The sequence below is a fragment of the Phytopseudomonas straminea genome, from assembly GCF_900112645.1.
In the GTDB taxonomy this organism is placed as follows: domain Bacteria; phylum Pseudomonadota; class Gammaproteobacteria; order Pseudomonadales; family Pseudomonadaceae; genus Aquipseudomonas; species Aquipseudomonas straminea.
Genome location: NZ_FOMO01000013.1, coordinates 65,660 through 84,509 on the forward strand (window position 1 = coordinate 65,660; position 18,850 = coordinate 84,509).

Below are 18,850 nucleotides of genomic sequence, written 5' to 3' on the forward strand. Positions count from 1 at the left end.
CGCAGGGTGACAATACGGCCACTTGCCTGCAGCGCTGCGCTCGGAGACCATCGAGCCTCTTTGGCTCCGTCTCGACGATTTAGAGCCTGGCCAGGTCTGGTGGATCGCTAATGAACAACGACGTATCTGAAAACCCGCGCACCCTCGGTGAGACCGTGACCGCGGAAATCCGCCGCAAGCTGGTCGAGGGCGAACTGGTGCCGGGGCAGCGGCTGTCCGAGGCGGCGCTCAGCGAAAGCCTGGATATCTCACGCAATACCCTGCGCGAAGCCTTCCGCGTGCTGACCCAGGAAGGCCTGCTCAAGCACGAACCCAACCGCGGCGTGTTCGTGTCCGTGCCGGATATGGCCTCGATCATCGAGATCTACCGGGCGCGGCGTTTCGTCGAATGCCAGGCGCTGGCCCAGGCCTATCCCAAGCATCCGGCGGTCAAGCGCATGCGCGAGGCAGTGAACGCGGCGCAGCGCAGCGCCAAAGAGCTCGACTGGGGCGCTGTGGGCACGGCCAACATGGCCTTTCACGCGGCCATTGTCGAACTGGCCGACAGCCAGCGGCTGAATACCTTCTACCGGCACCTGTCCGCTGAGCTGCGCCTGGTATTCGGCTTGCTCAACGACGCCGAATTCCTGCATGCGCCCTACATCGACATGAACGCGGCGATTCTCGAACACCTCGAAGCCTGCCGCCCGCACGACGCCGCCAAGGCGCTGGACGCCTACCTGGTGCAGTCCGAGCGCACCATCCTGGCCGCTTACGCGCGGCGCGGCTCCTGAGCCTGCTCCAGCGAATAACCGCCCTGGCTTTCGGCGCACAGGCTGCTTTCGCCACTGGCATCGGCGGCTTTGGCGCAGCTATCGATATAGGCGGCCAGATGGTGCAGCTCGATGAACTTGGGCGCCTTGGCGCTGCTGTCCAGGGTGGTGATGGGCAGGTTCAGGCGGCCGGTGGCGATGGCGCGGATGAAGTTGTCGGCGCTCAGGTGACGGAAATACGCCGTGCGTACGCGGTCGATGGGCACGAGCACGTCGCCGTGGGTGCGGAATAGGAGCTCCAGCGTCTGGAGCGGCAGGTGCGGCTCAGGCTGAGTGTTCATGGTCGGGCTCGGTATGGGTCAGGTCTCGCTCAGTTTCATGGGCACGCCGCTACTCTTCAGCGAAACGCGAGGATTTGAGGATGCCGCCCACCAGGTGAATCTTGGTGACGTTGTCCTGGTGGATGTGAATGGGCGGGTGGTTCTGGTTTACGCTGTCGAAGCGGTACATGCCGTCGCGCAGGTAGATGTATTCCTTGATCATCGCCTGTCCGTCCAGGGTACGGACCATCACCTCGTCACCGGCGTGGAACGGCTTGTTCGGCTCGATTAGCACGTATTCGCCGTTCTTGATCCGCGGGTGCATGCTGTCGCCGTTAACCCGTAGCCCGTAGGCATTGGGGTCGTCGCTGTGAATGCGCAGGTAGCCGTCACCATGACCGACGGGAAAGTCGATCTCCTCGAAATAACCCTGAGTACCCAGCTGCGCATGCCCCACCACCGGCACCGCACCGCCACGGGCGTGGCCGACGGACAGGGTGTCGGCAGGTGGTGCTTCCGGCAGATCATCGGTGCCGGCCAGCTCGGCGAGGCTGACGCCGAGCGCCGGTGCCAGCAGCAGCAAATCGGATAGAGCGGGCTCGCGCAGGTCGCTTTCGTAATTGCCGATGCGCGACTGGGATGACCAGCCACAGGTTTCGGCCAGCGACTGCTGACTCAGGCCCTTGCTCTTGCGCAGGCGTTTGATGCGTTGCCCCAGGCTCTCCATTGTTCCACTCCGCTAATCACGATGTGAAATATTTATAGCGCAGTTTGCTGCTTGAATAAAACACGTTTCGTGATTATTTTTTAAGTGACGATGATCGGTAGGTGGCGTGGTGCGACCTGCCAGATGGGTTCATGGCATAGCCATCGGCGATGGCGGGAGGTAGATGATGATTGGCTATATAGACGAGGCGCTGCAGCGCTGGGGCGAGGTACGGCAGGATGGTGAGGCGCAGGGTGGCTCGAACATGGGCAGCAGCGTCATCGCGTCGTTGATGGCATCACAAGGTGTGCTTAATCGTGCCGCCCGCGGCAGCCGCGTGTTGGTGGACAGAACGACGGAGATCGACTGGATCGTCAGCAAGCACCTGTCCCCGCAGCAGCGGCAGGTCGTTGTCGAGCAGTACTGCAGCGGCGAGCCCCGGCGCGAGAAATGGACGGCCTGCGGATGCAGCCGGGCGCAGTTCTATCGACGACTGGGGCAGGCCCACCGGGCCATCGAATCACAACTTCTGAAGCGCGCCGCCTGAGACCATGTCATAGGCCGTTATAAGGCAAAAGCTGACATTGATGCAGTACCTGTGGGAGCGGGCCATGCCCGCGATTTTTCGCGCGCATGGCCCGCTCCCACAGTAGATCAGCGAACGTCCGTCCCCGCCATTTAGCTGCCAAAAAGACGAACCTGGGCTGAAAGACATGAACAGGTTCTTGGTGCGCTTTTCATTTCTGCCGGCGGCAATTCTCGCCGTTCGGCCTGTTTCCCTCCATGTAAACGCCGCCCCCGTGAGCCCCGCGTCGGGTGCTCTCGCGTGTGTGCCGCTCTAGCCGGCAGTCTGAAACGGGCGCGTGTCCGTTTTTTTCCAGTGCATCGACGCTGATCACCGGCGTGCCCTTGAGACGGTGAGAATCGGGGGTTATACATTCATCACCGTCACAGAGGTGGGCGAGCAGTCAGCCAGCCTCGTGGCTCAATCCTTGGCAACTCATGCGCCGACCGGCGCGCTGCAACATCCGACCTTCCTTTAACAGAGCCCCGCCACGTGCGGGGCTCTGTCGTTTCAGGGGGCGGCATAACCTCATGTCGTCGGGGCCATCGGCCTCGGGGAGTACGATAACAATGACTGAATTCAGCAGCGCCGTGCTGTTCGGCGTGCTCGGCGAGCATCTCGCCGCGCTGATCGCTCCAATCAATGGCGAGGCTGCACTCGGCGCCTTGTGCGGGGCCCTGGTGTACTTCACCACCACGCAAAATCTGCCCATGTGGAACCGGCTGGCGTTTTTCCTGACGTCGGCGGTGATGGGGTACCTGTGTGCCCCGGCCATCACCGACTTCCAGTTGCACGGCATCCACCCCTTCGCCTATCCGGGGCCTGCCGGCTTCGCCGGCGCCGGCTTGGTGGTGACGCTGATGCTGGCCGCTATTCGCCGTCGCGGCGGCAGCCTGAGCGACAAGCCGCCAGGCGACCGGGATGCCTGACCCGATGCGGCGACTGACAACAACTGCTATCTGAATCCGTACGGCGGCGCACTCCGCCGCCGCACTCACCCTGGCCCGCCACCGTGCGGGCTTTTTCATGTCTGGAGGAAACACCATGGCTATCAAAACCTTTGACCAAATGGCCGCCGCCGGCGAATTCCCGCTGATCGGCTTCAACGCGGCGGGCCTCGGCAATAACCCCTACGTCGATCCCATTGCTACGGCGAAGCTGGACACCCACTACTTCACCGTTGCCCCGCGCGGCCATCAGCCGGACTACATCAAGTCCTATGCCGGAAGCATCGGCGGCAAGCCCTTCGCCGTACGGCTGCCGTTCGCCGGCGAGCGCATCGTCATTCTCGACGGTGCTGGCGGCTTCACCTTGCGCCAGAGCTACGTGGAGGAAATCCGCAAGGCGATCCGGCATATCCATAGCTGGGGCGGCTTTTCGCTGCTCGACATGCACAACTACTGCCGCTGGTACGTGCGTGCCAGCGGGCCTGTCAGTGGTCGTGTGGTGCAGGCGTGGAACGGCGGCTACGCCCTGTGGACGGCCATCGGCGCGCCCGATTGCCCGGTCAACTACACCCTGCTGGCGCGTATCTGGGCGGCCATCGCCCGGGAGTTTCGCGATGAGCCCGGCGTGTTCGGCTACGGCCTGATGAACGAGCCACACAACATGGGCAGCGTGCCCGATGGCGGCGTCAACGTCGAAACCCTGTGGACCACCAACGTGCAGCGGCTGATCACCGCCGTGCGCGAGGTCGACCCGCGGCACTTCATCACCGTGGCCGGCAATTCGTTCGCCTCGGCGCTGTACTGGCCGCGTAGTTCGGACGCGCTCAAGAACCTGCAGGATCCCGGAGGCCGATTGCTCTATGAGGCGCACCAGTACCCCGATAAAGAGGGGCAGGGCGGTGGCAAGTGGAATCAGGCTACCGAGTCGATCGCCTACCGCGAGCGCGTTGCCGACTGGTATCCCTTCATCGACTGGCTCAAGGCCAACGGCAAGCGCGGGATCGCCGGTGAGTTCGGCGGGCCGGATCATTTTCCCGGCATGCGCACCTACTTCACCGAGCTGCACAAGTACTTCGATGCCAACCACATTCTGCGCTTCCAGTGGCTGGCCGGCCCCGGCGATGACGATGACGACCCGAACGGCATGGACCGCAACGACGGCACGCTCAAACCCAACACGCGCTCGTTGATGGCCCGCATCGGCAATACTACCACGGCCTACGGCCCACGTTGATCCACCTCGGTGACCCGCTCTGGCGGGTCACCGGCTTTTGATATCCGGAGACTTCCCATGGCCCGACTTACTGCCACCCAGGCGGGTGGCCAAAACGTACTAGCCTTTCTCGACATGCTCGCCTGGAGCGAAGGCACCTCGACCGTTGCCGAAAGCGACGACGGTTACAACGTGCTGGTGGGCGGCGACCTATTCGACGACTACAGCGCACACCCGCGCCAGCTCATCGACTTGCCGCGTTACGACATCCAGTCCACGGCGGCCGGCCGCTACCAGTTCCTGGCGCGCACCTGGGACGCCATCGTCGAACTCTACAAGTTTCGCGGTCGCTTCACGCCCGAGGCCCAGGACCTGGCCGCGGTGAAGTTGCTCGAAGAGTGCGGCGCGCTCGCAGCCATTCAGGCCGGCCAGGTGGCCGAGGCGATCAGTGCGGCAGCGCCCATCTGGGCCAGCCTGCCGGGCGCCGGCTACGGCCAGCGCGAACACGATCTTGCAGCCCTATTGCGCATCTATCGGCAGGAGCTGGCCTCCCAGTCGCGTGACCGGGATGACCTGCTCTCCATGTTCATTGCCTGCGGCGGGCAGGTGACAGCATGAGCCTGCTCACATTGATTCCCGCACGCTATCGATGGCTGATCGGCGGCGCCTTGGCTCTCGCGCTGCTGCTCGGTGCCATCAGCCTCGGCTGGGTGGTGCAAGGCTGGCGCCTGGGGCAGGCACTGGCCGCGCGCGACCAGTCCCACGCCGAGGCCATGGTGCGTCTGCACGACGCAGCCGCTCGTGAAACCCAGCGCGCCCAGAACAAGCGCCTGGCCCTCGAGCGGCAACTACAGGCGTTTTCGCAAACCCAATACAGGAGGCTCTCCGATGCTGAACAACAGGCTGCGCGTCTGCGCGATCGTCTTGCCACTGCTGAGCTACGGCTGTCAGTCCTCACCGCCGAGCCCGCAGCTGCCGACGTCGATCACCACGACCAACTGCCCGCCACCACCCGCGCCGGACGCCTGGTGGATGGCGCCCCACGAGCCGACATTGACCGAGGAGCTGCTCAACGAATTGTCGCCATCACCGGGCGCGGCGACCGCGCCATCATCGCCCTAGGAACGTGCCAGGCCTATGTGCGGGCGATCAGTGAAGCGCTCTAGTTCAAAGCGTGTGGCGTTGACAGTGGCAATTCTGTGCCGGAGAGTGCCCGCTCTCCGGCTCAATGACGCTGCCAGCGCATCACCAGCTCGGGATGCCCGGTGTGTGGATCGCTCTGCTCGCTCACCACCGTGAAACCGCAGTTTTGGTAGAAGGCGCACGCCCGGTTGTTGGCGCTGTACACGCTGAGCTCTAGCAGGTCGCAGCGGCGCTTGGCTTCGTCGAGCAGGCGTTTGCCGAGCCCGCGCCCCTGGGCGCTAGGCGCGATGAACAAGGCGGCCAGGCGATGTTCGTGCAATGACGCGAAGCCAAGAATTTGGCCGGCCTCTTCTAGTACCAGGGTTTCGGCCTGGGGCAGATAAATCTCGCCCATGGCGGCCAGTTGGTCGCGCCAGAACGACTCATGGATAAAGGCATGGGCCTGGATCGAGGCGCTCAGCCAGATATCGAGCACGGCGTTGGCGTCATTGGCGTGATAGGGGCGAATCATGATGAATTCCTTTCGGGGAGGATGTTGATACATGGCGGTACGGTTACATGTATTCGGCGCCTCCGGTGCCGGCACCACCAGCCTGGCGGCGGCACTGGCCGAGCGCTGTGGCTGGTTGCACCTGGATACCGACAACTTCTACTGGCTGCCGAGCGAGCCACCTTATCGCTTCAAACGCGAACCGCAACAGCGCGTAGAGCAGATCCGCGCGAGTGCTGCGCAGGCGAACGACTGGATCCTCAGCGGTTCGCTGTGCAGCTGGGGCGAGACGCTGGTGCCGCTGTTCACCCATGCCGTGTTCCTGCAGCTGGATGACGCCGAACGCATGCAGCGATTAGCGGCTCGCGAACGGCAGCGTTACGGCGAGCGGGTTCTGCCAGGCGGCGACATGCATGCCCAGAGCCTGGCCTTTCTGGAGTGGGCTGCCGGCTACCAGCAGGGCGATCTGCAGACCCGCAGCCTGCGCATGCACGAGGCGTGGATCGCCGGGCAACTGCGCTGCCCGCTGCTGCGCCTGGACAGCACCTGCGAGTCGCCCGAGCGGCTGGCTGGGAAAGTGATCGACTGGCTGGCCGCGCCCGCCTGACCTCGGCTGATAAAGGCGGGTGGGCTCGGGTGTGTCTCGCCCGTCTGTCAGGGCGTTGTGCCAGTTGCACGGCATGGCTCAGCTGGGCTACTGTGCCGCAAGATAAACGCGAGACCTCCTTCGTGAACGCAAGCAGTACCCTTCTGATGCGCCTCATCAAAGCCCACGCCCGTTGGCGTTGGCGCGCCTGATTTTATTCTCCGGCCCAGCCGGACGACTCTCTCAGCTCCACTCGAACCCTCAATAATATTCTCCAGGCCATAGGTGGTTTGTAAGGGAATAGGGGATCTCGAAACCGGAGTGATTGCTCAAGAGCAGTTCATCAAAGGGTTAAGCCAACATGCTGCTGATGATCGACAACTACGATTCCTTTACCTACAACGTGGTGCAGTACCTGGGCGAGCTGGGTGCCCACGTGCACGTCATTCGCAATGACGAACTGACCATCGCCGAGATCGAGGCGCTCAAGCCCGAGCGCATCGTCGTCTCGCCCGGCCCGTGCACGCCGACCGAAGCGGGCGTGTCCATCGAAGCCATCCTGCATTTCGCCGGCAAGCTGCCGATCCTCGGCGTCTGTCTGGGCCACCAGAGCATCGGCCAGGCCTATGGCGGCGACGTGGTGCGCGCTCGCCAGGTGATGCACGGCAAGACCAGCCCGGTTTTCCATGAGAACAAAGGCGTGTTCGCCGGCCTGGCGATGCCGGTGACCGTGACCCGTTACCACTCGCTGGTGGTCAAGCGCGAGACCCTGCCGGACTGCCTCGAGATCACCGCCTGGACGCAACACGAAGACGGCGCCGTCGACGAGATCATGGGCCTGCGTCACAAGACCCTGAACGTCGAGGGCGTGCAGTTCCACCCTGAATCGATCCTGACCGAGCAGGGCCACGAACTGTTCGCCAACTTCCTCAAGCAGACCGGAGGCGTGCGCCCATGAACATCAAGGAAGCCCTCAACCGCATCGTCGCTCAGCTCGACCTGAGCACCGAGGAAATGCGCGACGTCATGCGTGAAATCATGACCGGCCAGTGCACCGATGCGCAGATCGGCGCGTTCCTGATGGGCATGCGCATGAAGAGCGAGACCATCGACGAGATCGTCGGCGCCGCCAGCGTGATGCGTGAACTGGCCTCGCCGGTTGATATCGCGGCCGAGCGCCTGGTCGACACCTGCGGCACCGGTGGCGACGGTATGAACATCTTCAACGTTTCCACCGCGGCGGCCTTCGTCGTCGCGGCGGCGGGCGGCAAAGTGGCCAAGCACGGCAACCGCGCGGTGTCGGGCAAGAGCGGCAGCGCCGATGTGCTCGAAGCCGCTGGCATCTACCTGGGGCTCACGCCCGTGCAGGTGGCGCGCTGCGTCGAAACCGTTGGCGTCGGTTTCATGTTCGCGCCGTCCCACCATGGCGCCATGAAGCACGCCATCGGCCCGCGCCGCGAGCTGGGTCTGCGCACACTGTTCAACATGCTTGGCCCAATGACCAATCCGGCTGGCGCCAAGCATCAGGTGGTAGGCGTGTTCAGCCAGGCGCTGTGCCGGCCGATGGCCGAGGTGCTGCAGCGCCTGGGCAGCGAGCATGTGCTGGTGGTGCATGCCCAGGATGGCCTCGATGAGATCAGCCTGGCGGCGCCGACCTTCATCGCCGAACTGAAAAATGGCGTGGTCAGCGAGTACCGCACCCAGCCTGAAGACTTCGGCATCAGGAGCCAGAGCCTGATCGGCCTGACCGTCGAAGGCGCTGAGCAATCCCTGGAACTGATCCGCGACGCCCTGGGCCGCCGAAAAACCGATGCAGGCCAGAAGGCCGCCGAGATCATCGTGCTCAACGCCGGCGCCGCACTCTATGCAGCCGACCACGCCGACAGCTTGCGTGATGGCATGAGCCTGGCCCACGACGCGCTGCACACCGGCCTGGCCAGGGAGAAGATGGAGGAGCTGGTGTCCTTTACTGCCGTATTCAAACAGGAGAATGAAGGGTGAGCGTTCCTACCGTTCTGGAAAAGATCCTCGCTCGCAAGGCCGAGGAAGTGGCGGCGCGCCGCGCTGTTGTCAGCCTGGCCGAGGTCGAGCGTGAAGCGCGGGCTGCTGACCCGGTGCGCGGCTTTGCCAATGCGCTGATCGAAAAGGCCAAGAGCAAGCAGCCTGCGGTGATCGCCGAGATCAAGAAGGCGTCGCCGAGCAAAGGCGTGATTCGTGAGAACTTTGTGCCGGCGGAAATCGCTCGGAGCTATGAAGAGGGCGGCGCGACCTGCCTGTCGGTGCTCACCGATATCGACTTCTTTCAGGGTGCCGACCGCTACCTGCAGGAAGCGCGCAGCGCCTGCTCGCTGCCGGTGATCCGCAAGGATTTCATGATCGACCCTTACCAGATCGTCGAAGCCCGGGCGCTGGGCGCCGACTGCGTGCTACTGATCGTCTCGGCGCTGTCCGACGCGCAGATGGGCGAGCTGGCCGCTACCGCCAAGTCGTTCGATCTCGATGTGCTGGTCGAGGTGCATGACGGCGATGAGCTGGGGCGCGCGCTGAACGTGCTCGACACCCCGTTGGTCGGCGTCAACAACCGCAACCTGCACACCTTCGAAGTCAGCCTGGAAACCACCCTTGACCTGCTGCCGCGCATCCCTCGGGATCGCCTGGTGGTCACCGAGAGTGGCATCCTCAATCGCGCTGATGTCGAGCTGATGGAAATCAGCGAGGTGTATGCCTTCCTGGTCGGCGAGGCCTTCATGCGCGCCAACAACCCGGGTGCCGAGCTGGAACAACTGTTTTTTCCGGAGCGCAGGCGGCTGGTCAACAGCCCGAATGTGGACTGATACACAAACGGCGCCCGAGGGCGCCGTTGTTCTGTCTGCTGCTTATAAAGATAGACGCATCGACAGGTCCACCGCCTTGACGTCCTTGGTCAGGGTGCCGATGGAGATGTAATCCACCCCGGTCTCGGCGATACCGCGCAGGGTGCTGTCATTGATGCCGCCGGAGGCCTCCAGCTTGGCGCGGCCTGCGGTGATCGCCACCGCCTGGCGCATTTCATCGGTCGACAGTTCATCGAGCATGATGATATCGGCGCCGGCGTTGAGGGCTTGCTGCAGCTCATCCAGGCTTTCCACTTCCACCTCGACCGGCTTGCCCGGCGCGATACCGCGCGCAGCGGTTACCGCTGCTGCGATGCCGCCGCAGGCCGCGATATGGTTTTCCTTGATCAGGAAGGCATCGAACAAACCGATGCGGTGGTTGTGGCAGCCGCCCTGGGTGACCGCGTACTTCTGCGCCAGGCGCAAACCGGGCAGGGTCTTGCGGGTATCAAGCAGCTTCACGCCGGTGCCCTGCACCAGATTGGCGTAGTGTTGGCAGCGAGTGGCCACGGCTGACAGGGTCTGCAGGAAATTCAGCGCCGTGCGTTCGCCACTGAGCAGCGCCCGCGCCGGGCCTTCGAGGTGGAACAGCGCCTGGTTGGGCGTTACCTGCTGGCCGTCCTGCACCTGCCAGTGTACGGCGACGCGGGCATCGAGCTGGTGAAACACCTCATCGACCCAAGCTGTGCCGCAGATCACCGCGTCGTCACGGGTGATCACGGTAGCATTGGCCAGGCGCGACTCAGGAATCAGCTGGGCGGTGATGTCGCCGCTGCCGATATCCTCGCGCAGGCTGCGGCGGACATTGGCCTCGATTTCGGCACGAAGCTCGGTAAGCAGTAGGTTCGGCATGGCGCCTCCGATTGGCTGAGGCGGCGATTATAAAGGCTGCGGAGGGTGCTGTTACGTTCATCGGGTAAAAATGAACCCAGACCGTAACGGTCGGTCACATAGCCAGTCCGCCGGTACCCTGTCGGATTGGCTGTGATGCATTTCATATCTGCAAGAAATTGCCTTGGCATCTCCTGCAGCAATCCGATATGTTTTAATGCAGGAGTATTGACGTCATACCCTTGACGTTTGAAGGTGCTCGCATTCCTGTTCCAGTCTGCTTCGCCAGCGCTCTGCGCAGGAGATCCTGATGAAAACCGATGCCAACGTGGTGCATCTTAACAAGATGGTTCCCGACACGGCCCACCCCGCGGCTGCGAGGTTGCCTGCATCGCTCATTCAGGTTCGCGACCGTGCCGCTAATCAGCTCAAACAGGCACTGCAGGCGTTGTTCGATAACGCCGACGACACCCTTTTCGACATGGCGGATCGCGCCACCAGTAACGCCGAGCAAAATTCCTTTTTCGAAGCCATGCGTGACCTGCGCCTCAAGCGCAAGGGGATCGAGCGTGGCTTCCTGCAGCGCGTCTTCGAATCATTCGCCGGTCTGAATCAGCATGTGGTCGTCGGCAAGGCGCCGACTCTGGATGCGGTGTCCTTCGATAGCCTGTCCCTAGTACAGAATGACGAGCTGGAAGAAACCGTCGCTCTGGATTCGATGATTGCCAAGGTGCTGAGCCGTGATCAGGTGGCGCTTACCCACCTGACCACGCGCTTGAACGCCATCGTCAGCAAGAAGCTCGACGACAAATCCAATCCCCTCGGTCCGGTTCTGCTCAGTGAGCTGTTCCTCGAGTCGTGCAGCGGCCTTGGCGTCGAGATCAAGGTCAAGCTGATCATTCTGAAGCTGTTCGAAAAGTACGTGCTTAGCGGCCTCGAACAGCTGTACAGCGATTCCAATGCCTTGCTGATCGAAGCCGGTGTGTTGCCGGAGCTCAAGGCTGTGCCGACGCGTCGCTCCCGTCCGGAGCGCAGTGATGCGCTGGAAGGCTTCCAGCGTTCTGGCGATATGGCCGATGACGAAGTCCGCGAGGTATTTGGTGCGCTGCAGGAATTGCTGTCGCAAACCCGCGAAGGTATCGCGCCACGCCGCCACGCGCCGGCCAATGCCATGCCGATTTCCACCAACGACCTGATGCGTCTGCTTTCCCACATGCAGCAGCGCGCGCCGATCCAGGCCCCTCTGGACGTCGATTTGCGCGCCCAGCTCGAGCACCTGCTGACCCGCGCCAGCGCCAAGAGTGGCCGCGTGCGCGTAGTCGGTGAAGTCGATGAAGACGTCATCAACCTGGTGTCGATGCTGTTCGAATTCATCCTCGATGACCGCAGTCTGCCGGATTCGCTGAAGGCGCTGATCGCCCGTTTGCAGATTCCGATGCTCAAGGTCGCAGTACTCGACAAGACGTTTTTTAGTCGCGGCAGCCATCCGGCGCGTCGCCTGCTCAATGAAATCGCCACCGCGGCGTTGGGCTGGGGCGACCACGACAGCAACCAGCGCGACAGTCTGTATCAGAAGATCGAGCAGGTCGTGCAGCGACTGCTCAATGATTTCACCGATGATCCGGCGATCTTCTCCGAGCTGCTGTCTGATTTCCTGGCCTTCACCGGCGACGAGCGCCGCCGTAGCGAGCTGCTCGAGCAGCGCACTCGCGACGCCGAAGAGGGCAGTGCGCGCGCCGAGATGGCCCGCCGCGAAGTGGAACAGGCGCTAAATGATCGCCTGCTCGGCAAGACCCTGCCCGAGGTGGTGGTGCGTCTGCTGCGCGAAGCCTGGAGCAAGGTCATGATGCTGACCTGCCTCAAGCACGGCACCGATTCCGAACAGTGGCAGAGCACCCTCGCCACCATGGACGACCTGATCTGGAGCGTGGAGCCCCACGAGAACCCGGAAGCCCGCCTGCGTCTGCTAGAACTGGTGCCCGGCTTGCTCAAGGCGCTGCGTGAAGGCATGGCCAGTGCGGCGTTCGATCCGTTCTCCACCAGCGAATTCTTCAGCCAGCTCGAAGCGCTGCACGTGCAGGCCTTTCAACGCTTCAAGCGTGCCATTCCCGATGCCGAGCGTCCGGCACCCACCGAATCCGATGAAGTTCAGCGCTCAGCGCTTTCCGCCGTTGGTATCGAGCTGCCATTGCTCGACCTGCAGCCGGAAGAAGAGAGCAGCATTTCGGCTATGGTCGAGATCGTCGAGGAAATCGTGCTCGAAGCGCCGGGGCAACCGCGCAGCGAGCCGCAGGACGAGCCTGTGCTGGCCGACGACGATGAGTCGTTGCGCTATGTCGATGCCCTGCGCGTCGGCAGTTGGGTCGAATTCCAGGAAGACGACGAGCACAAGCTGCGCTGCAAGCTGGCAGCCATCATCAAGCCGACCGGCAAGTACATCTTCGTCAACCGCACGGGCATGAAAGTGCTCGAGAAGACCCGCATGGGCCTGGCCGTGGAGTTTCGCCGCAACGCGGTCAGGCTACTCGATGATGCGCTGCTCTTCGACCGCGCCCTGGAGTCGGTGATTGGCAACCTGCGCCGTCTCAAGGGCGCCTAACAGGCTGTTGAAAAACTACCTACGTTGCCACTGCTGCGTTAAAAACAGCCTCAAAATGCTCATGTACAGCTCGTACACTCCGCTTTTTCGGTTTTTTTTGCCTTGTACTGGCTGCCTCGCCTACGTTTTCAACGGCCTGCTAACACTCTCGATTCTTCTGCTCGATACATTTCTCACGGCCCGTCAGGGCCGTGAGTCGTTATGGGCGACGCCGAATCCTGCGCCGCGCCACGACTTGCACCAGAGGCTGGTCAGCCCCTAGAGTGTGCGCAAACTCGGGGAACACCTATGCGCAAGCGACTCGAAGACGGCTGGTATCAGGGGATTCAGCACTGTCCTTCGCCCAACTTCAACAAGCGTCCGCAGGGCGAGATTTCCCTGCTGGTCATCCACAACATCAGTCTGCCGCCGGGCCAATTCGGCACCGGCCAGGTGCAGGCGTTCTTCACCAACTGTCTGCAGGCCGATGCTCACCCGTATTTCGCCGGCATCGCCAGCATGACGGTATCGGCGCATTTTCTGATCGAACGCGATGGCAGCATGGTGCAGTTCGTGTCCTGCCTGGATCGTGCCTGGCACGCCGGGGTGTCGTCCTTCGAGGGGCGCGAGAACTGCAACGATTTTTCCCTGGGCATCGAACTCGAAGGCACCGATCATTTACCGTTCACGGATGCGCAGTACGCTGCGCTAACGCAACTGACGCGCGCGCTGCAGCAGGCCTACCCGGCCATCACATCGGCGCGCATCTGTGGGCATAGCGATATCGCCCCGGGCCGCAAGACCGACCCAGGGCCGGCATTCGACTGGGCGCGGCTGCGCGCGTCACTGATGACTGATAAGGAGGCATCATGAGTTTCCTGGTGTTGCTGCTGGTGCTGTGGGTGGAGAAGTTTTCCTCCTGGCGCCAGCGTATCCAGCAGGACGAACCCTGGCTGCGCGCCTTGGCTCGCATGGAGCGTGGCGGCACCACCAGTGATTCGCCCTGGCTGGCCATCACGTTGTTGGTTGGTGTGCCACTGCTGATTCTGGCTGCGGTCCTGAAATTGCTGGCGCCGCTGGCCTATGGCTGGTTGCTGTTGCCGATCCATCTGCTGGTGGTGATCTACAGCCTGGGCTGTGGTGATCTGCTGACAGCGCTCGGGCCGTTTCGCGATAGCTGGCGGCGCGGTGACGGCGAGGCGGCGTATCTGGTCGCTCAGCGTGACTTGGGCGTGCAGGCTGAAGGCGAGTCGACGCTGCTATCGAACGTGCAGACCTATCTGGTCTGGCAGGCCTATCAGAGCTTTTTCGCGGTGATCTTCTGGTACGTGTTGCTCGGCCCGCTCGCCGCTTTGGCTTACCGCCTGTTGGCGCTGATCGTCGAGCATGGCCAATCCGAAGCGCTGCGTGAGCGCGCGGGGCAGCTGCGTCACGCCTTCGACTGGTTGCCGGTGCGGGTGCTGGCGGCGAGCTTCGCGCTGGTCGGGAATTTCATCGCGGTCAGCCGCGCCTTGCTGCACGAAGTGCTGAGCTGGGACATTTCGGCTGCGCAATTGGCGGCCGGTGCGGCACGTTCCGCTGCTGAAACACCGGAACCGGCTCTTGGCGAAGCGGGCGTGACCACCCTGGACAGTCTGTGGCAGTTGCTGGTGCGTGCGGCCATCCTTTGGTATGCCGCTATCGCGCTGTGGACGCTGCTCTTCTAAATCCGCCAGCCGAACAGCTCGGCGGCATTGCGGCTGCTGGCGGCGGCCAGTTCCTCAGACTCTACCGCCAATAGCGTGGCGAGCTCGTGGCAGATCGCCGGTAGGTGAACCGGGCTGTTGCGGATATGCGGGTACATGGCCGGCGCCATGTCCGGTGAATCGGTCTCCAGTACCACGGCGTCGAGCGGCAGGCGCGGGATGACCTGGCGCAGGCGGTTGGCCTGGGGCCAGGTCGCTGCACCGCCCAACCCCAGCCTGAAACCCAGTTTCATATATTCCCGCGCTTCTTCGTAGCTGCCGGCAAAGGCATGGATGATGCCGGCACGCTTGAGCTTGAAGCGTTTCAGGGTGGCGATCACCTGGGCATGGGCGCGTCGCACATGCAGCAAAACTGGTAGCTCGAGGCGTTGTGCGAGTTCCAGTTGCGCCTCGAACAGCACCTGCTGATGTTCGCGGTCCAGCTCCGGCAAGTAGTAATCCAGGCCAAATTCGCCCACCGCGCAGAGCTTCTCATGACCTTGCCGCTCCAGCAGCCACTGCTCCAGCCGCTGTACATCTCCAGGCTGATGGCTTTCCAGATAAACCGGGTGCAGGCCGAAGGCCGCGTATAGTCCGTCGTGGGCCAGCACCTGATCCCACAGGCGCTGCCAGTTGCCATGCTCGACGCCCAATATCACCAGTTTCTCGACGCCCAGAGCGCGCGCTTCGGCAAGCACTTGCTGGCGGTCTGCATCGAAGTCGGGGAAGTCGAGGTGGGTATGGGTGTCGATCAGCTGCATGGGCCCGCCGAGGGTCGAGGTTGTAAGGGCGGCAGGTTTGTGCGCCTGCATGACAACATTCTGTGAGTCATTGGCGGTATTGGCCAGTCGAACGATCAGGGACGGCGATTGTGGGGATCGCCGATAAAAAGGGGCCGCCGCATGATGCGTCTTCGCAAGATACTCGGCTGGTGCCTTGCCAGTCTCCTGCTACTGATCGCAGCCCTGATGCTGTTTCTGGTGCTGTTCGACTGGAATCTGCTCAAGCCCACCATCAATGCACGGGTTTCCGAAGCGCTCAACCGTCCGTTCGCCATCGAGGGCAATCTCGCCGTGCGCTGGCAGCGTGAACCCGACGAGCCGGGCCTGCGCGCCTGGGTGCCCTGGCCCCACGTGTCTGCCGAGCAGCTTAGCCTGGGCAACCCCGAGTGGGCCAAGGGCGAGCACTTCGTTTATCTTGAGCGGGTCGAAGCCTGCCTGTCGCCCTTGCCGCTGCTGTGGAAAACCGTGTCGATCCCGCGCATCCAGCTGACCGGCGCCGATGCTGTGCTGGAGCGCCTGGCCGATGGGCGCGCCAATTGGACTTTCGATCTCGGTGAGCAAGAGCAGCCGGAAGAGGACAGTGCCTCGCCCTGGGTGATGGACATCGGCACCATCGGCTTCGACAAGGCGCGGGTCAGCGTCGACGACAAGGTTTCCCAGGCCAGTGTGAACCTGCAGGTCGAGCCGCTCGGCAAGCCGATCGCCTTTGCCGAGATCGTCGGCAAGGCGGCCAACCAAGTGGAGGAGGGCGCCGCGCAGCCGCAGGATTACGCCTTCGCCTGGCAGGCCAAGGGCCGTTACAAGGGCCAGGCCCTGAGCGGCAATGGCCGCATCGGCGGTTTGCTGGCCCTGCAGGATGCCCAGGTGCCATTCCCCGTGCAGGCCGATGTACGCGCCGGTACCACGCGGGTGCAGGTAGCCGGCACCCTGACCGATCCGAAGAACCTGGGCGCCCTGGATCTGCGTCTGCGCCTGTCGGGCGCCAGCCTTGGCAACCTGTACCCGCTGACCGGCGTTACGCTGCCCGATACGCCGGCCTATTCCACAGACGGGCGACTGGTTGGCCAACTGCAGGATCCGGACGGCCCGCTGTTTCGCTACGAGAAATTCAATGGCCGCATCGGTGACAGCGACATCCACGGCGATCTCACCTTCGTGGCCCGCAAGCCACGACCGAAGCTCTCCGGGGCGTTGGTGTCCAACCAGTTGCGCTTCGCCGACCTGGCGCCGCTGATCGGTGCCGATTCCAATGCGGAGAAGAAGGAGCGTGGTGCGGCGAGCGTTCAGCCCGGTAACAAGGTGCTGCCCGTGGAGGAGTTTCGCACCGAGCGCTGGCGCGACATGGACGCCGACGTCAGTTTCACAGGCAAGCGCATCGTGCACAGCGAGCAACTGCCCTTCACCGACCTGTTCACCCATGTGGTGCTCGATAACGGCAACCTCAGCCTGGAGCCGTTGCGCTTTGGCGTGGCCGGTGGCCGGCTAGATTCCACGCTGCGCCTGGACGGCAGCGCCACACCGCTCCGCGCCCAGGCTCAGCTCAGTGCGCGTAATTTTCGCCTGCGCCAGCTGTTCCCCAATGTCGAGGTGATGCAGAGCAGTCTCGGCGCCTTGAATGGCGATGCGGCCATCAGCGGCACCGGCAATTCGGTGGCGACCCTGCTGGGCAGCGCCAATGGGCACGTCAAACTGCTGATCAACGATGGCCGGGTCAGCCGTAACCTGATGGAAATCGCCGGCTTGAACGTCGGTAACTATCTGGTCGGCCGACTGTTCGGCGATAACGAGGTAGAGATCAACTGCGCGGCCGCCAATCTCGATATCAAGCAGGGCGTGATGCGCCCGCAATTGATGGTGATCGACACCGAGAATGCGCTGATCGGCGTGGACGGCACGGTGAACTTCGGCAACGAGCAACTCGACCTGACCATTACCCCCGAGTCCAAGGGCCTGCGGATCTTCTCGTTGCGGTCGCCACTGTACGTACGCGGCACCTTCAAGAACCCGAACCCCGGCGTGAAGGCCGGGCCGCTGGTTTTGCGTGGCGCCGGCATGCTGGCCCTCGGCGCGCTGGTCGCGCCAGCCGCCGGCCTGGTGGCGCTGGTCGCCCCCAGTGGCGATCAGCCCAATGAGTGCGAACCGCTGCTGCAGCAGATTCGCCAGGGGCGCTAAGGGCTGTGCGAAAGACCTCCGGGTGAGGAGGTCTTTCGCGCCGAGCTAGGGCTTGAAACGTATCTTCAGGCCCCGCTCGATGGCATCCAGGCCCGGGTGGTAGCTGCCGTCCAGAGCGTCGAGCAGGCGATCGAACACCCGTTCGGCAATACACTCGTGCTGCTGAGATATGGCGTTCACTCGCAGCGGCAGGAAGTCCAGCAGCTGGGCGTCGCCGAAGGTGCCGAGTCGCAGCGTATGAGTGTCCTGCTCCGGGTGTTCGTGCAGCGCGTCGAGCACGCCCTCGAGCAGCACGTAGGCGGTGGTTACCAGTACATCCGGCAGGCCGCCCTTGGTCAGCAGTTCCTTCATTTGCCGGTACCCCCACTGGCGGCTGAACTGCTCGCCGTGGCTGACACTGATCAACCCGTCGAAGCCGGTCAGTGCCTCGCGGAAACCCTGCTCGCGGGCCTGGCTGATCGGCAATTCCAGCCGGGCGCCGATCAGCGCGGCATGGCGCTGGGCCGGTTGTATCAGGCTGCGGGTCAATTGTTCGCCGGCCTTACAGTCATCGCTGACCACCGAATAGAGATGCTCGGGATCCAGGGCGCGGTCGACGGCTATCACCGGCGTGCCGGCGGCGACCAGATGGCGGTAGTCGGGTGCGTCCTGGGGCAGGCAACTGGCGACGATCAGCGCATCGCAGCGGCGCGAGCGGAACAGTTCGAGGAGCTGGCGTTCGCTGTCTGGCTGGTCATCGGAGCTGGCGATCAGCAGCTGATAGCCCGCTGCCCGGGCGCGCTGTTCGAGCAGCTTGGCCAGGCGCGCGTAGCTCGGGTTTTCCAGGTCCGGGAGGATGAAGCCAAGGCAGCGGCTTTCCCCGCGGCGCAGGCCGGCGGCCTGGGTGTTGGGGCGATAGTCGTGCGCTTCGACGACTTCGAGCACACGCTGCACGGTAGCTGCGCTGATACGACGCTTGGCGGCCTGCCCGTTGATCACGTAGCTGGCCGTGGTCACGGAAACGCCGGCCAGGCGGGCGATGTCGGTCAACTTCAAATGGTCATCTCCTCTGCCAGGCCTTCAAGGATTACCCATTATCAGGTAACGTGCCAGTGCTAGATGAAACGATTCAGCAAACGAGTCGACTAAGCTAACAAGAATGTCCGCCAAGCCCGCCTGCAGTCGGGCT

At 63.2% G+C, this 18,850-nt stretch carries 20 protein-coding genes; 14 read left to right on the forward strand and 6 right to left on the reverse strand.

All coding sequences use genetic code 11. From position 1 onward, the window contains the following. Positions 1–110 precede the first annotated feature (110 nt). Positions 111–773, forward strand: coding sequence for a GntR family transcriptional regulator (locus BM279_RS21700; protein WP_093507282.1), 663 nt, complete (start codon positions 111–113; stop codon positions 771–773). On the opposite strand, the gene BM279_RS21705 is transcribed toward BM279_RS21700, so the two are convergent. Then, positions 752–1,093: a pyocin activator PrtN family protein gene (locus BM279_RS21705; protein ID WP_093507284.1), complete on the reverse strand. Its 342-nt coding sequence runs from the start codon at positions 1,091–1,093 to the stop codon at positions 752–754. The two genes, BM279_RS21700 and BM279_RS21705, sit on opposite strands and share 22 nt — an antisense overlap. A 49-nt stretch (positions 1,094–1,142) precedes the next feature. Next, on the reverse strand, positions 1,143–1,799 hold the full coding sequence (locus tag BM279_RS21710; RefSeq protein WP_093507286.1) for an XRE family transcriptional regulator: 657 nt from the start codon (positions 1,797–1,799) through the stop codon (positions 1,143–1,145). A gap of 163 nt (positions 1,800–1,962) precedes the next feature. Between BM279_RS21710 and BM279_RS21715 the strand changes: the two genes are divergently transcribed. From BM279_RS21715 to BM279_RS21735, 5 genes are all read left to right on the forward strand, one after another. Then, positions 1,963–2,325: a PA0613 family protein gene (locus BM279_RS21715; protein WP_208604558.1), complete on the forward strand. Its 363-nt coding sequence runs from the start codon at positions 1,963–1,965 to the stop codon at positions 2,323–2,325. 587 nt (positions 2,326–2,912) lie between these two features. After that, entirely contained in the window at positions 2,913–3,272 is a 360-nt protein-coding gene (locus tag BM279_RS21720; protein WP_093507288.1) for a putative holin, read from the forward strand. 115 nt (positions 3,273–3,387) lie between these two features. Further along, positions 3,388–4,524 (forward strand): glycoside hydrolase family 5 protein, encoded by a 1,137-nt coding sequence (locus BM279_RS21725; protein WP_167363189.1) that lies wholly within the window; start codon positions 3,388–3,390, stop codon positions 4,522–4,524. Between the two features lie 57 nt (positions 4,525–4,581). Next, the gene (locus BM279_RS21730) at positions 4,582–5,121 is read left to right on the forward strand and encodes a glycoside hydrolase family 24 protein (RefSeq protein WP_093507292.1); all 540 of its coding nucleotides are present in this window, start codon (positions 4,582–4,584) and stop codon (positions 5,119–5,121) included. Beyond that, positions 5,118–5,669 carry a lysis system spanin subunit gene (locus BM279_RS21735; RefSeq protein ID WP_093507294.1) on the forward strand — a complete coding sequence of 184 codons (552 nt, stop codon included), beginning with the start codon at positions 5,118–5,120 and terminating at the stop codon, positions 5,667–5,669. The genes BM279_RS21730 and BM279_RS21735 overlap by 4 nt, the downstream gene beginning before the upstream one ends. A gap of 59 nt (positions 5,670–5,728) precedes the next feature. Here BM279_RS21735 and BM279_RS21740 read toward each other — a convergent pair whose 3' ends face one another. Then, positions 5,729–6,157 carry an N-acetyltransferase gene (locus BM279_RS21740; protein WP_093507296.1) on the reverse strand — a complete coding sequence of 143 codons (429 nt, stop codon included), beginning with the start codon at positions 6,155–6,157 and terminating at the stop codon, positions 5,729–5,731. Positions 6,158–6,188: 31 nt separating this feature from the next. On the opposite strand from BM279_RS21740, the gene BM279_RS21745 reads away from it, so the two are divergent. The 4 genes from BM279_RS21745 to trpC all read left to right on the forward strand — a co-directional run bounded on the left by BM279_RS21745 (position 6,189) and on the right by trpC (position 9,556). Continuing rightward, entirely contained in the window at positions 6,189–6,743 is a 555-nt protein-coding gene (locus BM279_RS21745) for an AAA family ATPase (protein WP_093507298.1), read from the forward strand. A 340-nt stretch (positions 6,744–7,083) separates the two neighbouring features. Continuing rightward, positions 7,084–7,680 carry an aminodeoxychorismate/anthranilate synthase component II gene (locus BM279_RS21750; RefSeq protein WP_093507300.1) on the forward strand — a complete coding sequence of 199 codons (597 nt, stop codon included), beginning with the start codon at positions 7,084–7,086 and terminating at the stop codon, positions 7,678–7,680. After that, positions 7,677–8,723: an anthranilate phosphoribosyltransferase gene (gene trpD, locus BM279_RS21755; protein WP_093507302.1), complete on the forward strand. Its 1,047-nt coding sequence runs from the start codon at positions 7,677–7,679 to the stop codon at positions 8,721–8,723. The genes BM279_RS21750 and trpD overlap by 4 nt, the downstream gene beginning before the upstream one ends. Further along, entirely contained in the window at positions 8,720–9,556 is an 837-nt protein-coding gene (gene trpC / locus BM279_RS21760) for an indole-3-glycerol phosphate synthase TrpC (RefSeq protein ID WP_093507304.1), read from the forward strand. The genes trpD and trpC overlap by 4 nt, the downstream gene beginning before the upstream one ends. A 42-nt stretch (positions 9,557–9,598) precedes the next feature. Here the strand turns inward: trpC and nadC are convergent, their stop codons facing one another. Beyond that, the gene (gene nadC / locus BM279_RS21765) at positions 9,599–10,447 is read right to left on the reverse strand and encodes a carboxylating nicotinate-nucleotide diphosphorylase (RefSeq protein WP_093507306.1); all 849 of its coding nucleotides are present in this window, start codon (positions 10,445–10,447) and stop codon (positions 9,599–9,601) included. Positions 10,448–10,736: 289 nt separating this feature from the next. Here nadC and BM279_RS21770 point away from each other — a divergent pair, with 289 nt between their 5' ends. The 3 genes from BM279_RS21770 to ampE all read left to right on the forward strand — a co-directional run bounded on the left by BM279_RS21770 (position 10,737) and on the right by ampE (position 14,710). After that, on the forward strand, positions 10,737–13,025 hold the full coding sequence (locus tag BM279_RS21770) for a DUF1631 domain-containing protein (protein ID WP_093507308.1): 2,289 nt from the start codon (positions 10,737–10,739) through the stop codon (positions 13,023–13,025). A 288-nt stretch (positions 13,026–13,313) separates the two neighbouring features. Next, complete coding sequence (ampD, locus tag BM279_RS21775) at positions 13,314–13,877, forward strand: 1,6-anhydro-N-acetylmuramyl-L-alanine amidase AmpD (protein WP_093507310.1); 564 nt, start codon at positions 13,314–13,316, stop codon at positions 13,875–13,877. Further along, the gene (gene ampE / locus BM279_RS21780) at positions 13,874–14,710 is read left to right on the forward strand and encodes a regulatory signaling modulator protein AmpE (RefSeq protein WP_093507312.1); all 837 of its coding nucleotides are present in this window, start codon (positions 13,874–13,876) and stop codon (positions 14,708–14,710) included. The genes ampD and ampE overlap by 4 nt, the downstream gene beginning before the upstream one ends. Here ampE and BM279_RS21785 read toward each other — a convergent pair. Further along, positions 14,707–15,489 (reverse strand): TatD family hydrolase, encoded by a 783-nt coding sequence (locus BM279_RS21785; protein ID WP_093507354.1) that lies wholly within the window; start codon positions 15,487–15,489, stop codon positions 14,707–14,709. The two genes, ampE and BM279_RS21785, sit on opposite strands and share 4 nt — an antisense overlap. A 141-nt stretch (positions 15,490–15,630) precedes the next feature. Between BM279_RS21785 and BM279_RS21790 the strand changes: the two genes are divergently transcribed. Further along, positions 15,631–17,682 carry an AsmA family protein gene (locus BM279_RS21790; RefSeq protein WP_093507314.1) on the forward strand — a complete coding sequence of 684 codons (2,052 nt, stop codon included), beginning with the start codon at positions 15,631–15,633 and terminating at the stop codon, positions 17,680–17,682. A gap of 45 nt (positions 17,683–17,727) precedes the next feature. On the opposite strand, the gene cra is transcribed toward BM279_RS21790, so the two are convergent. Further along, positions 17,728–18,717: a catabolite repressor/activator gene (cra, locus tag BM279_RS21795; RefSeq protein ID WP_093507316.1), complete on the reverse strand. Its 990-nt coding sequence runs from the start codon at positions 18,715–18,717 to the stop codon at positions 17,728–17,730. Positions 18,718–18,850: the final 133 nt, after the last annotated feature.